The sequence below is a fragment of the Priestia sp. FSL P4-0332 genome, assembly GCF_038005845.1.
Taxonomy (GTDB): Bacteria; Bacillota; Bacilli; order Bacillales; family Bacillaceae_H; genus Priestia.
Genome location: NZ_JBBOUA010000001.1, coordinates 2,165,270 through 2,177,810, shown reverse-complemented (window position 1 = coordinate 2,177,810; position 12,541 = coordinate 2,165,270). Strand labels below are relative to the sequence as shown.

The 12,541-nt window shown below is 39.1% G+C and carries 11 protein-coding genes; 1 reads left to right on the top strand and 10 read right to left on the bottom strand.

From position 1 onward, the window contains the following. Nucleotides 1–16: 16 nt before the first annotated feature. The 3 genes from MKY06_RS10980 to MKY06_RS10970 are packed head-to-tail and all read right to left on the bottom strand — an operon-like array spanning nt 17 to nt 2,525. Nucleotides 17–1,417 carry an aldehyde dehydrogenase gene (locus tag MKY06_RS10980; RefSeq protein ID WP_013056844.1) on the bottom strand — a complete coding sequence of 467 codons (1,401 nt, stop codon included), beginning with the start codon at nt 1,415–1,417 and terminating at the stop codon, nt 17–19. A gap of 13 nt (nt 1,418–1,430) precedes the next feature. After that, entirely contained in the window at nt 1,431–1,733 is a 303-nt protein-coding gene (locus MKY06_RS10975; RefSeq protein WP_013056843.1) for an ArsR/SmtB family transcription factor, read from the bottom strand. 12 nt (nt 1,734–1,745) lie between these two features. Beyond that, nucleotides 1,746–2,525 (bottom strand): SDR family NAD(P)-dependent oxidoreductase, encoded by a 780-nt coding sequence (locus MKY06_RS10970; protein ID WP_064471622.1) that lies wholly within the window; start codon nt 2,523–2,525, stop codon nt 1,746–1,748. 308 nt (nt 2,526–2,833) lie between these two features. Here MKY06_RS10970 and MKY06_RS10965 point away from each other — a divergent pair, with 308 nt between their 5' ends. Continuing rightward, complete coding sequence (locus tag MKY06_RS10965; protein ID WP_013056841.1) at nt 2,834–4,066, top strand: helix-turn-helix domain-containing protein; 1,233 nt, start codon at nt 2,834–2,836, stop codon at nt 4,064–4,066. A 73-nt stretch (nt 4,067–4,139) separates the two neighbouring features. Here the strand turns inward: MKY06_RS10965 and MKY06_RS10960 are convergent, their stop codons facing one another. The 7 genes from MKY06_RS10960 to MKY06_RS10930 form a co-directional block, all read right to left on the bottom strand. Beyond that, entirely contained in the window at nt 4,140–5,627 is a 1,488-nt protein-coding gene (locus tag MKY06_RS10960; RefSeq protein ID WP_098449316.1) for an FAD-dependent oxidoreductase, read from the bottom strand. Between the two features lie 115 nt (nt 5,628–5,742). Then, nucleotides 5,743–6,333 (bottom strand): superoxide dismutase family protein, encoded by a 591-nt coding sequence (locus MKY06_RS10955; RefSeq protein ID WP_029321499.1) that lies wholly within the window; start codon nt 6,331–6,333, stop codon nt 5,743–5,745. A gap of 188 nt (nt 6,334–6,521) precedes the next feature. Further along, the gene (locus MKY06_RS10950; RefSeq protein WP_013056838.1) at nt 6,522–7,007 is read right to left on the bottom strand and encodes a YusW family protein; all 486 of its coding nucleotides are present in this window, start codon (nt 7,005–7,007) and stop codon (nt 6,522–6,524) included. 116 nt (nt 7,008–7,123) lie between these two features. Next, nucleotides 7,124–8,506, bottom strand: coding sequence for an aspartate kinase (locus MKY06_RS10945; protein WP_013056837.1), 1,383 nt, complete (start codon nt 8,504–8,506; stop codon nt 7,124–7,126). 195 nt (nt 8,507–8,701) lie between these two features. After that, nucleotides 8,702–10,573 (bottom strand): PTS fructose transporter subunit IIABC, encoded by a 1,872-nt coding sequence (locus MKY06_RS10940; RefSeq protein ID WP_013056836.1) that lies wholly within the window; start codon nt 10,571–10,573, stop codon nt 8,702–8,704. A 12-nt stretch (nt 10,574–10,585) separates the two neighbouring features. Next, nucleotides 10,586–11,500 (bottom strand): 1-phosphofructokinase, encoded by a 915-nt coding sequence (pfkB, locus tag MKY06_RS10935; protein ID WP_078081760.1) that lies wholly within the window; start codon nt 11,498–11,500, stop codon nt 10,586–10,588. Next, nucleotides 11,497–12,249: a DeoR/GlpR family DNA-binding transcription regulator gene (locus MKY06_RS10930; RefSeq protein ID WP_013056834.1), complete on the bottom strand. Its 753-nt coding sequence runs from the start codon at nt 12,247–12,249 to the stop codon at nt 11,497–11,499. The genes pfkB and MKY06_RS10930 overlap by 4 nt, the downstream gene beginning before the upstream one ends. Between the last annotated feature and the right edge of the window lie 292 nt (nt 12,250–12,541).

The window sequence follows — 12,541 nt, the reverse complement described above, 5'->3', positions numbered from 1 at the left end:
CTATCAGGAGGCTCTTTTATTTCAGTAATTTTTTGATCATTTTCAAGCTTTGTTTTTCCGAAGGATAGCGGAATGACAAATCAAACTTGGTTGTTTGAGACAGCATGCTTTTAAAATGAGTAAATGTCTGAAAGCTGTCTTTTCCATGATATTGACCCGTGCCGCTTTCTCCCACTCCGCCAAACGGTAAATATGGCGTAGCGATATGCATAAGCGTATCGTTTATACAGCCTCCTCCAAATGAAAGACGCTCCGTTATGGCGTTTTGCACATCTTCACTTTCTGTAAATAAGTAAAGAGCTAACGGCTTAGCTTTTTCTTGAACTTTATGAATGACTTCGTCTAGTGTTTCATATTCAATCATAGGAAGAATAGGCCCAAAGATTTCTTCTTGCATGACATCTGAGGTCCAGCTTACTTCACTTAACACCGTAGGTTCTATTGTTAGCGTGTTTTTATTGTACCCGCCTCCAACTATAGCATTTCCGTCTTTTAAAAACTCAACTAGCCGAGTAAAATGGCGCTCACTGACAATACGGCCATAGCGGTCGCTTTCAAGCGGATTACTACCGTAAAATTGAGAAATCGCTTCGCGAAGTTTCTCTACAAGCTGCGCTTTTACCTTTTTATGCACGAGCAAATAATCAGGAGCAACGCACGTTTGGCCTGCATTCATCCCTTTACCAAACATAATTCGCTTCGCTGCAAGATCTAGGTTTGCGTCTTCATGTACAATGCACGGACTTTTTCCGCCTAGCTCAAGCGTGACGGGAATAAGCTGCTTCCCTGCTTCTTGCATAATAATTTTCCCTACATTTACACTTCCCGTAAAGAAAATATAATCAACGGGCTGTTTTAAAAGCAGACTTGTAGTGTCTACAGCCCCTTCAACCACCGTCACAAATGCTGGGTCAAAAGCTTCAGCTAGTAATTCTTGTATAACGCGAGATACGCTAGGCGTTAATTCAGAAGGTTTTATAATCGCCGTGTTTCCAGCGGCAATCGCTCCTACTAAAGGAGACAGTGCTAATTGAAACGGATAGTTCCACGGAGCAATAATTAACGCGACTCCATACGGTTCAGGAACAATTTTCCCTTTAGAGCCCACATGTGTTAAAGCGGTTTTTACTTTTTTAGGCTTCATCCATTTTGCTAAATGTTTAAGCGTAAATCGAATTTCCTCTAGTAAAATCCCAATTTCCGACGTGTAGGCCTCTACTTCAGATTTATTTAAATCTTGTTTTAAAGCATCCATAATTCTCTGCTCGTTTTGTTTGACTGCGTCTCTTAGCTTATTCAGCGCTTGAATACGGCTGTTGATACTCTTTGTCTTTTGCGCATAGAAATACTGCTTTTGTGTAGAGACAATATGTTCAATGACCGTTTCATCTGTGATATAAAATCGCTCGTGGTTCATCTCTTTCATCTCCCTATAAACATTCGGCTTCAACTGTAGCAAGCAAGCTTTTTAATAGCTCAACTGCCTCACTTAAAGCTAGTGAATAATATCTCTGCGTCCCTTTTTGCTCAATTTGCACAAGCTTTTGATCGCGTAAAATTTTTAAATGATGAGAAATTGCCGGTCGTGATAGAGTAGACTCGTTTGCAATCTCATTAACGGTTAAAGGCTCTTTTTCGGCGAGCAGCAAAATAATATCTTGTCTTGCTGAATCACTTAGAGCCTGAAAAACAGGAATGCTGGCACGAAATAACTCGACTGCTTTTTCACTCATATATATTCTCCTTTATTTAATTTCTTGTGTTCTTCGGACAACGGATGTAAGCCACTTTCTTGGCACGAAGCGCGGGATGAACGTAGCAAGATGAAACTGTACTCCTGGTACGATAACCGTCTGCCCTTTCATAAATTTTTTATAGCCAACTTTCGTTACTGTTTCTACATCCATTGCACCGCTTTGAAAAAGCTTGGAGTTGCTTAGCTGGGCTCGGTCGCTAAAACCAGTTTTAGTTGGACCCGGGCATAGAGCACTTACCGTTACATTGGTACCTTTTAATTCATTTTCAAGGGCCTCTGTGAAAGATAACACGTACGCTTTCGTTGCGTAATATACCGTCATAAGCGGACCTGGCATAAATGCAGCAACAGATGCAATGTTTAAAATTTTTCCGCGATTTCTTTTGACCATATCCGGTAAAAATAATTTTGTTAAATGAGTTAATGCTCGAATATTTAAATCAATCATGTTTAACTCTTCATCTAAAGCTGTTTCAATAAATTTGCCGTATAGTCCAAAACCAGCATTGTTCACTAAATAATCAACGTGCATTTTTTTATTTTTAAGTTCTTCATATAATGACTGTATCTCTTCTTCTCTTGATAAATCCTTAACAACCGTTATCACTTCAATATTATAAGTAGATTTTAAATTCTCTCCAATCGCTGTTAGTTTATCAGCGCTTCTGGCAACTAAAATTACAGGATGCCCATCCTTTGCGAATTGATAAGCTAACTCTTTACCTATTCCTCCCGACGCACCGGTGATGAGCGCATAATGCTGTGACATAGTGTTCACTCCTTATGTTTATATGTTTAAGAACTTAAACATTTAAACTTATCTTATAGGATTCATTTTTTCCCGTCAACTGTTTTCTATACTCTCCTTTTCTTTTATATTTTCCATTTTTGCCATTTGCGCATTTCTGTACATTTTTTTACAAAATATGCGTTTTCTTTACATAGAAGGCTAATGTCGTCTAGTTTTGACAACCTTTGTCACCTAGCAGGAAAACAAGTGAAGATATGGTGAATACAACATACAACAAATAATCCATTACATAGTTGGATGAAAATAGATAAGGGAGGAAATGAAAAATGATGGAGACATATACAATTAAAAAAGTAAGTGATCAATTAGAGGTAGAAAAGAAAACGCTAAAACAATGGGAAAAATTATTGGGCAGCTATTTAACAATTGAACGAGTAGATGGGGCTCGTGTCTATACAGAGGAACAAATTGAATTATTTAATGATATTAAACAGCTGTTTGATGAACAATGTACGTTAGATGAAGTCAAAGAATATGTTCAGCTGCTGATAAAGGAACAAGAAGAACAGGAGCATTTAGTGATGGAATCAGAGGCAGCGGTTTCAAAAGAAGAGGAACCAGCAAAGTTGAAAACTTCTAAAAAAGAAAACGTCATTGATTTTCAAGAACATTCCAACAAACAAATAAAGCAAGAAAAGAAAAAAGCTGCTGAAAAGCAGGAAAGCATTTCAGAAAATAAGCAAGAGAAGACCCCTCCTATACCTGAAGCACGATTAGCTACTGAAGAAGAAAAGCAGGCTATTTCTGCTTCTATTGAAGAGCCAAAACCAAACGACCTTGTTGTGAATGAAAAAGAACTGCTTCAAGGGGAATTAGTAGAAGCTGTTCGCCGCTATGAAGATGTGTTTGAGGTACTTGATACATTTAAAGCTGATTTGTTAAAAGAAATGCGAGAAGGTATGCGAAATGAAGTTCGCGAAGAAATTGTCGGAGAAGTAAAAAGAGAGCTTGAAAAAAGTGCTACCCAAACTGTAGAAATGGTGGAGTCGGTCGGGGCATACATTTCTGAGTCTTCAGAACGCAGCGCAAGAGATGTAGAAAATATGTCTAAAAAAATTATCCGTTCTAACGAAAAATCGTTTGATGAAGTCACTTCTTTGATTGAAGATTATTCAACAATCGCTGAAGAGAAAACCGAGGATATGCGCCTGTTCATGAAAGATGTCATGGAGAATGCGGATGAATCCTCTAAAGAAATGCAGTATTTATTAGACCGATTCTCAAGCAACTCCACCGTTGCGATGAATCAAGTAAAATTTATGGTTGAAAAATTAAATAATTCTTCAACTAATACGACAGAAGAGCTTCGTGATTTAATTGATTCAATGAATGAGGAACGAGTCTATTATTTAAAAGAAATGGAGAAAGAACGTAAGCTTCATCGTCAAAGCGTAGCTGAACGCGAAGAGATGTTTAGTGATTTCGTCCAAACCTTTAGACAAACCGCCGCTGCTGATATGAAGCGAAAACGGAAGTGGTGGAAGCTGTTTCTCTCCTGAAAACACCGGCCCTATGGTAATGGGGCCGGTGTTTTTAATGGTATGAACAATAGTAGTTTGTATGTAAGAAATGTTAAGGTAACGTATGGCGGTGAGACGTTATACTTTGAAACACATGATAGCCGCTTACCGATACGCCTATAGTTCCCGCTCCTGGAAACACTGTATCTCCGCATAACCACAGTCCTTGTAAGCCAGATCGATGCGAAATGCTGTTGAACAAGGCATGATCTAACGTTTGCGGAAAGCCTCCCACTCCGCCGTTTGGGCGAGAAGTGAACCTTTCCCATGCTTTAGGAGCTCCCGAAATTTGATGCTCTGCTTTTTCAATGCTAGGAATAATGGTTTTAATGCCTGCTACCATTTTTTTCTCAAGAACTTGTTTTTGAAGGTCATAGGCTTCTTTGTTACTCCACTTGCTAAGATCAATGTGAGTAGACGCTGTAATTGTACGCTTGCCTTCAGGCGCTCGAAAACGATCATCAGGATGAGAGACTGAGATAAATAAATGATTTCCTTCTGTCATTTCCCCTTGTTCGGATTGAAGTACTTGCTGAAACAACTCTACCTTTTGCGGCAGATCTCTTTCATCAATGGCAAAATACATCGAAAACGTTCCCCACTGCGGAAGCTCGCTTTTTTCTTTTGCCCGCTTATGAATATGTTGGTAATCTTCATCATGCAGCAAAGACTTTAAGCTTTGAACCGGGGCGTTGCATACAACGTCTGATGCACGGTAACGGTTACCTCTATGATCATGCACGATCCACCCGTCATTATCACGCTCTATCTTTACTACTTTCCTTCCTAGAGTCGTTTTTCCTCCGTTGGCTTTAATCGATTTTTGCAGCGCTTCTGCGACTTTGTATAAGCCGCCATTCACATAAAAAGCTCCTTCGTGATAAATATCCAACGCTAAACATCCAATAAGCATTGAACAGTTCTCACTCGTTGTCTGCATGCTGTCTATTAATTGACCATCAACAAAATGAAGAAAGTCCGCTTCGTCTAACAAGCTGTGTTTTTTTAGTAAATAACTAAACGATTGATGAAAATAAGGCAACAGCTTCACAGAACCAAAATTCAACGAACTTACCAGCCTGCTCCACTCACCGACTGTCAGAGGAGGAAGAACCGGCAGAGACTGCATAAGCTTGCGAATTTCTTTTGCAATTCTAAAAACATTTTCATAAAAGCTCCTAATATTTTTTGCTTTATGAGGAAATTGTTTTTGAAGATAGGAAATATGCTGATACCGGTCTTGATAATAAATCAGTGTACGATGAGGAAGATGAACTTTCATGATTTTCTCAAGAGAAACCTTTTCAATTTCTAGGCCAAGGTACATGCCGATTCGCTCATGTATCCCTCCGTGCTCAAATCCCATTCCAAGCGTCGCTCCAACAGGAAACGTATACAAATGGCGCTGAAATTTCCCTGCACAGCCTCCCCATTCTCGAGAAGCTTCTAAAACCGTCACTTCATAGTCAAGTTTAGCTAAAAGCGCTCCCGCTGTTAACCCACCTACTCCTCCGCCTATTACGACAACTTGCTTATGCATGTTTTCACCTTCTTTGCTCTTTCTTCTATTGTGCAAAAAAAAGAAGCTCACCGCAATTTAGAAGACGCTCGTTACTGAAATAAAAAAGCCGTGAATGATTTCACAGCTTTTTGGCTTATTTTGTAATCACTCCACAAACAATCCGATCTCCTGAGTTTCCTGAAGGATCCGTTGTGTAATCGTCGACTTTATCATGTATCACTAATGCCGATCCATCCATATCCAAAAGAGAATTCGGCTTTCCTTCTTGCAGCGTGACAAGAGAAGCAAAAATTTCTGTATCTACTTTGCCATTTGGAGCAACTTCTAGATTGGGCAAATCACCTGCATGCGGGCCTTTTGTATTTTTAAAACCGTGTTCACGTTTAAAAGGATTAAAATGGGCACCCGCTGTTTTAAAATCCGGCACCTCACATTTTCCTATTTCATGAATATGAAATCCATGTCTTCCCGGTGAAAGACCTTGAGCAGTTAATTTAATTTGCACGCCGTTCTTTGCTTCTGACAGGGTAGCCTCTCCTACTTTTTTGCCCGATGTATTCGTTAAATCCACTTTAACAGGTTCTACCGATACTTCGCTTGTTTCTTTCGCTTCCTCTGTTTTCAAGTGGTTTTCATGAGCATTATTTTGCTCTTTTACCATGCTGCATGCTCCTAACAATAACAGAACAAAGACTACACATCCGTTCATTATTAACTTTTGCATCCGTAATTCCTCCTTTTTCTTATTTATCACCATCCTTTCACTATTTTCCTTTTTTTAGACATCAAAAATAAGATTGAGACATACGTTCACCTTACCAATGAAAAAATCCGAACGAGTTGGATTCTTAATGAAGAACCTCAATTCATCGTTCGGATTTTCCTTCAACTAAAATATTTTGCTTTAACGTCTTACTTTTGTTTAAAGTTGTATTCTTTTTCCGTTCCGTTTGAAAAACGAACTTCTAATTCAAACGACTGAAAATCTTTTTTTAGGCCAAACGCATCGATTACTTCCTTTTTTACATCTTCATCGGGGGTGCGCTGATCAAAATTTAACTTTTTAAATTTTGAAGATAATTTATTAAAAGCTTTGTCTCCGTTCAAGTGCTCATCGTTAATATTATCATCCACTTTGGCTTCTATCTCATCATTTTCATTTTCGTAGTCGGCTTCATAATCATTGTTGAGCCCCTTATAGTCTACTTCTAAATCAAATTTTGAAAAGTTAAAAGATGTGTTTTCGCTTTGATTATCATAGCTCATCGGCGTTCCGCCATTCGTCACACCTTGTTTATTTTGAGCTTCTTTTGCCGGTGCTGCATCATCATTGTGGCATGCTGAAAGTACGCTAATACCTATAAGGGAAAAGAATATGAAAAAGGGTCGTTTCTTCACTGTATTTCCTCCTTTGACTTCACTCTTCCTTCCCTTTATGTCCACAAATTTGATTTTTATACGCCTTCACTAGAAAACCCCGCTCTCTAAAAAGAAAGCGGGGTTTTTCGTCTTGTTTATTTTATATTCGAATAAGAAATACTGTACATGCTGTTAAAATACGTATTGTATAGAGCTTGAACAGCACGGTCTAAAGCATCTGCTTTCACACCAAACATCATGCTCACCTCAGAAGAACCTTGGTTGATCATTTCAAGATTCACTTCAGCACGAGCAAAAGCTTCTGTAGCTTTTGCAGCAATTCCTACTGTGCTATTCATTCCTTCTCCTACTACCATAACCATAGCAAGATCACGTTCAATAAAGATTTCATCCACTTCAAGTTCTTTTTCAATTCGAGCAAATACACGCTTTTCCACATCTGGCGTAAGCTGATGCTCGCGCATGATGACAGAGATATTATCAATTCCTGAAGGGGTATGTTCGTATGAAATACCTTCATCCTCTAAAATTTCAAGCAATCTTCTGCCAAAACCAATTTCACGGTTTAATAAGTATTTGCTCACGTGAATGTTGCAAAAACCTTTGTCCCCAGCGATTCCAACCACCGGCGTATCTCCGTGAGGACGCTCAGCTACAATGAATGTACCCTTTGCTTCAGGATTATTTGTATTCTTTACACATACAGGAATGCCTAGTTTATAAACCGGCTCTAGCGCTTCATCATGGAAGACAGAAAAACCTGCATAGGATAGTTCACGCATTTCTCTGTATGTTACCTCTTTCATTTCATGAGGCTTTTCCACAAGTCTTGGATCTACGCTATAAATAGCATCTACGTCGGTAAAGTTTTCATACAAATCAGCTTTTACTCCCGCTGCTACAATTGAGCCTGTGATATCTGAACCACCGCGCGAGAACGTAACCATGTTCCCTTCTTCGGAGTAGCCAAAGAATCCTGGGATCACTAGAATACCCGAACGCTCTCTTAGCTTCGGCAATTTTTCATAAGACAGTGGGAGCACTCTTGCTCTTCCGGGTTCATCAGAAACAAAAATACCTGCTTCTTTTGGATTTACATAATGAGCTTCAAACCCTAAATGGTTTAAATAAGCAGCCATTACCTTTGCGTTATTATCTTCTCCACTTGCTTTTAGACAGTCTAATAAGCGAAATGGATCGTTTTTATGTAAATCAATAAGTGATTGTAAATTCGTAATAATGTCAGTAATAATCGTTTCTGGGATAGACAAGTCCACAACGATTTCACGATAGCGATCAATTACTTGCCCAAACTCATCGACGTAATCTTCTCCAAGCTGTATTTTGGCAGAAAGTGCGATTAGCAAATCTGTCATTTTTGTATCTTCTCCGTATCGCTTGCCCGGAGCTGATACAACCACCAGCTTTCTCTCTTTATCAGACGTTACAATATGCGCAACCTGTTTAAATTTCTCTGCGCTTGCAACTGAACTCCCGCCAAACTTCGCAACCTTCATGTTTGAGACACTTCCTTACTTTGTTTTTAATATTCGATTATTGTACCATATTTTATCAAGTAGAAAAGCTTATCTATCTAACTTTTCTAAAAATTAAAGGAATACTACCGTAATTGTACTCTCATAAAGAACAAATGTCTACCACAAAAACACAAAAAGACTGATTTTACATCATGTAAAATCAGTCTTTATTTGTTATTCTGCTTTTGGCTTTTTTAATACACCTACAAGGACCGCTGTTACAATTGCACCAATTAAAATTGCTAGTGCATATAAAAGAGGATTTCCTTGTACAATTCCGATAACGAATACGCCGCCGTGTGGCGCTGGTAAACCGATGTGGAACATCATTGTTAAAGCACCTGCTACTGCAGCACCGATAACCGATGCGGGAATCACACGTCCTGGGTCAGCTGCTGCGAATGGAATCGCACCTTCTGTGATAAATGAAAGACCCATTACATAACACGTTTTACCTGTTTCGCGCTCTTGGCGAGTAAATTTGTTTTTGAACAAAGTTGTCGCAATAGCCATACCTAATGGTGGAACCATACCGCCTGCCATAATCGCTGCGTGTGGTGCATAGTTTCCAGCATCAATCATTGCAATACCAAATGTAAAGGCTGCTTTATTAATAGGACCACCCATATCAATCGCCATCATACCGCCTAAGATAATACCTAATAATACTAAGTTACCTGTACCAAATCCACTTAACCAGTGCGTTAATCCTTTGTTAATTGCACTAACTGGCTCATTTACAACATAAAGCATAATCAATCCTGAGATAAAAATCCCAAATAGCGGATAAAGAAGAACTGGCTTAATTCCATCAAGCGCTTGCGGTAAACCGCTGAATAATTTCTTTAACCCCACTACTACATAACCTGCTAAGAAACCAGCGATTAAACCACCTAAGAAACCGCCTCCGCCAGAAGCTGCTAAAAGACCTGCCACCATACCGGGAGCTAAACCAGGACGATCAGCAATACTCATTGCAATAAACCCTGCTAGTACTGGTACTAGTAAGAAGAATGCATTATCTCCGCCAATTGTTTTTAGCGCCGCTGCAAATGCATTGTACGTTGGATCTTTCGGCTCTGCTGAGTGAATGCCAAACATAAATGAAATGGCAATTAAGATCCCGCCCCCTACAACAAACGGAAGCATTGCGGATACACCGCTCATTAGATGCTTGTAAAACCCTGTACGCTCTGATCCTTTACTTTCTCCGCCTTCTTTGCTGCCACCGCCGCCGCTGTATACAGGAGCGTCTCCTTTTAACGCGCGGTTAATTAATTCTTCCGGCTTGCGAATTCCTTCAGCTACTGGAACTTGAATGACTTTTTTACCTGCAAAACGTTCCATTTCTACTTGCTTGTCCGCTGCAACGATAATAGCGGTAGCGTTTTCAATTTCTTCCTTCGTCAACGCGTTTTTAACTCCGCTGGAACCGTTTGTTTCAACTTTGAGCGTCACATTCATGTCTTTCGCTTTTGCTTTTAAGCTGTCCGCTGCCATATATGTGTGGGCAATTCCCGTTGGACAAGCCGTTACAGCAAGCACTAATTGATCTGAAGCTGTATCTACTTCCTCTTCCGGCGCTTCATTTTCAGTTTCTTTATCATCAATTGCTTTAATGACTTCATCAATTGATGATGCTGTTAGCAACGTTTTTCGGAACGATTCATCCATTAATAACGTAGACAAACGAGATAGTGTTTCTAAGTGAGCATTATTCGCTCCTTCACTCGCTGCAATCATGAAGAATAAGTGCGCAGGCTGTCCGTCTAATGATTCATAATCGATACCTTCTGTTGAGCGTCCAAATGCAATGGCCGGTGTTTTTACCGAGCTTGTTTTCGCATGCGGAATGGCAATGCCTTCCCCAATTCCCGTTGTGCTTTGAGATTCACGATTCAAAATTGCTTCTTTATAGCCAGCTCGGTCGCTTAAGCGACCAGCTTCGTCTAATTTTCCAACTAATTCATCAATAACATCAGCTTTTGACGTGCTTTTTAAATCAAGAATGATTGTATCTTTTTTTAATAATTCAGTAATTCTCATTCTCGTCTCCCCCTACTCTACCTTTGTGATTGACACTTGTTCACGAAGCGTCTTTACATCTTCTGCTGTACATAATTCAAGTGAGAATGCTGTGGCACTTCCTGAAGCTACTCCTGTTTGAAAAGCTTCTAATAAATCTCCTTGTTTTACATAAGAAGCAATAAATCCAGCTACAAGTGAATCGCCAGCTCCAACAGAATTTTTTACCGTTCCTTTAGGGACTGTGGCACTGTAGACACCGCTTTCGTTAATAAGAAGTGCTCCATCACCTGCCATAGACACAACGACGTTTTGCGCTCCTTGTTCCACGAGCTTCTTACCGTACACTAGCGCATCTTCTGCACTGTTTACTTCTACATCAAACAATTCTGCAAGTTCATGATGATTGGGTTTGATAAAAAACGGCTTGTGGGACACGACGTCTAGCAAAGTTTTTCCACTTGCATCTACTACAACTTTTACTCCGTTCGCTGCTGCTAGTTCAGTTAACGTTTTATACACAGAACTTGGAAGCGTTTTCGGTATACTCCCCGCTAATACGAAGATATCGCCTTCAGTCATTTGTTTTACTTGAGTCAATAAAGACTGAAGCGCTTCGTCTGTAATAGCAGGTCCTTGACCGTTAATTTCTGTTTCTTTTTCTGTTTTTAACTTTACGTTAATACGGGTATCTCCCTCAACTCTTGTAAAAGCTGTTTCGATATTCTCCGCTTTTAAGTAGTCTTCGATATAGGTTCCTGTAAAGCCGGCTACAAAACCGAGGGCTTTATTATCAACACCTAATCGCTTTAAAACGCGAGAGACGTTAATGCCTTTTCCTCCTGGAAACTTGGCTTCATTCGTTGTGCGGTTAAGCCCGCCTTCTTCGAATGCTGAAACATGTACTACGTAATCAACGGATGGGTTCAACGTACATGTATAAATCATGATTTCACAACCTTTATGTCTGTTTTGTTTGCATACTGTATAAGTACATCGCTAGGTACGTCATTTGTTATAATTTTTGCTTCATGTAAATCGGCTATTTTCGCAAAGCTTGTTTCAAAAAACTTAGTGGAATCTGATAAAATATAAGATTCTCTAGACAGCTTCATTGCCGTTTGCTTGATCAATGCTTCTTCTGGATCAGGAGTTGTATATCCATATTGATGATGAATTCCATTCGCTCCCATAAAGCACTTATCAAAACGATATTGCTCAAGACTTAAAAGAGCTCCATTGCCAATTAAAGCGCCCGTTTTATGTTTAACAGATCCCCCAATTAAATAGAGGGTGATACCTTGTTCTAGCATCGGGTTTAAATGCATTAAACCATTTGTCACGACAACTACATCTTTTTGCTTTAAAAAAGGAATCATTTCATACGTTGTAGTTCCTGCATCTAAAAAAATACAGTCACCTTCATTTATAATGGAAGCCGCATACTCTGCAATGTTTCGTTTATCTTGAACATTTTTAGCAGATTTTTCGATAACGCTCAGTTCGATTCGTTTACTGCGAATAAGCGAAGCGCCACCGTGAACACGTTTGAGCATTTGCTCTTCTTCTAGTTGACTTAAGTCTCTTCTAATGGTGGATTCCGAAGCGCCTGTAACTTCGATAAACTCTTGCACTTTTACAAGTTCTTTCTCTTTTAAAAGTTTTAAGATTAGTTGATGTCTCTCCGGCGTTAACATGTTCTAGCTCCTTTTTCAAAAAAGCGTTTTCATTTATTTCATGTACTTACTTTATCACGGTTTACATTCAAAATCAATCATAAAAAATCAAAAACATTCATTTTTTTAATTACAAAATAAAGTTTTTTGAACGAATAATTAGATTTGTATTTGGTTTAATAATAGTTCGTACAAAAGGAAATATGCTGGTAATTCAAGAATTTGTCTACTTTTCTCATTATATGTAAAGGTTTTCTTCTACTCAATTAGCTATGACTGTTTTTGACTATTTCTTGACCGATTGAATTTTTCT

What these genes read in the sequence shown, in the direction of transcription:
- MKY06_RS10980 (WP_013056844.1), bottom strand. Translation starts at nt 1,417, where the DNA reads ATGAACCACGAGCGATTTTATATCACAGATGAAACGGTCATTGAACAT.
- MKY06_RS10955 (WP_029321499.1), bottom strand. Translation starts at nt 6,333, where the DNA reads ATGCAAAAGTTAATAATGAACGGATGTGTAGTCTTTGTTCTGTTATTG.
- pfkB (WP_078081760.1), bottom strand. Translation starts at nt 11,500, where the DNA reads ATGATTTATACATGTACGTTGAACCCATCCGTTGATTACGTAGTACAT.
- MKY06_RS10960 (WP_098449316.1), bottom strand. Translation starts at nt 5,627, where the DNA reads ATGCATAAGCAAGTTGTCGTAATAGGCGGAGGAGTAGGTGGGTTAACA.
- MKY06_RS10945 (WP_013056837.1), bottom strand. Translation starts at nt 8,506, where the DNA reads ATGAAGGTTGCGAAGTTTGGCGGGAGTTCAGTTGCAAGCGCAGAGAAA.
- MKY06_RS10975 (WP_013056843.1), bottom strand. Translation starts at nt 1,733, where the DNA reads ATGAGTGAAAAAGCAGTCGAGTTATTTCGTGCCAGCATTCCTGTTTTT.
- MKY06_RS10940 (WP_013056836.1), bottom strand. Translation starts at nt 10,573, where the DNA reads ATGAGAATTACTGAATTATTAAAAAAAGATACAATCATTCTTGATTTA.
- MKY06_RS10965 (WP_013056841.1), top strand. Translation starts at nt 2,834, where the DNA reads ATGATGGAGACATATACAATTAAAAAAGTAAGTGATCAATTAGAGGTA.
- MKY06_RS10930 (WP_013056834.1), bottom strand. Translation starts at nt 12,249, where the DNA reads ATGTTAACGCCGGAGAGACATCAACTAATCTTAAAACTTTTAAAAGAG.
- MKY06_RS10970 (WP_064471622.1), bottom strand. Translation starts at nt 2,525, where the DNA reads ATGTCACAGCATTATGCGCTCATCACCGGTGCGTCGGGAGGAATAGGT.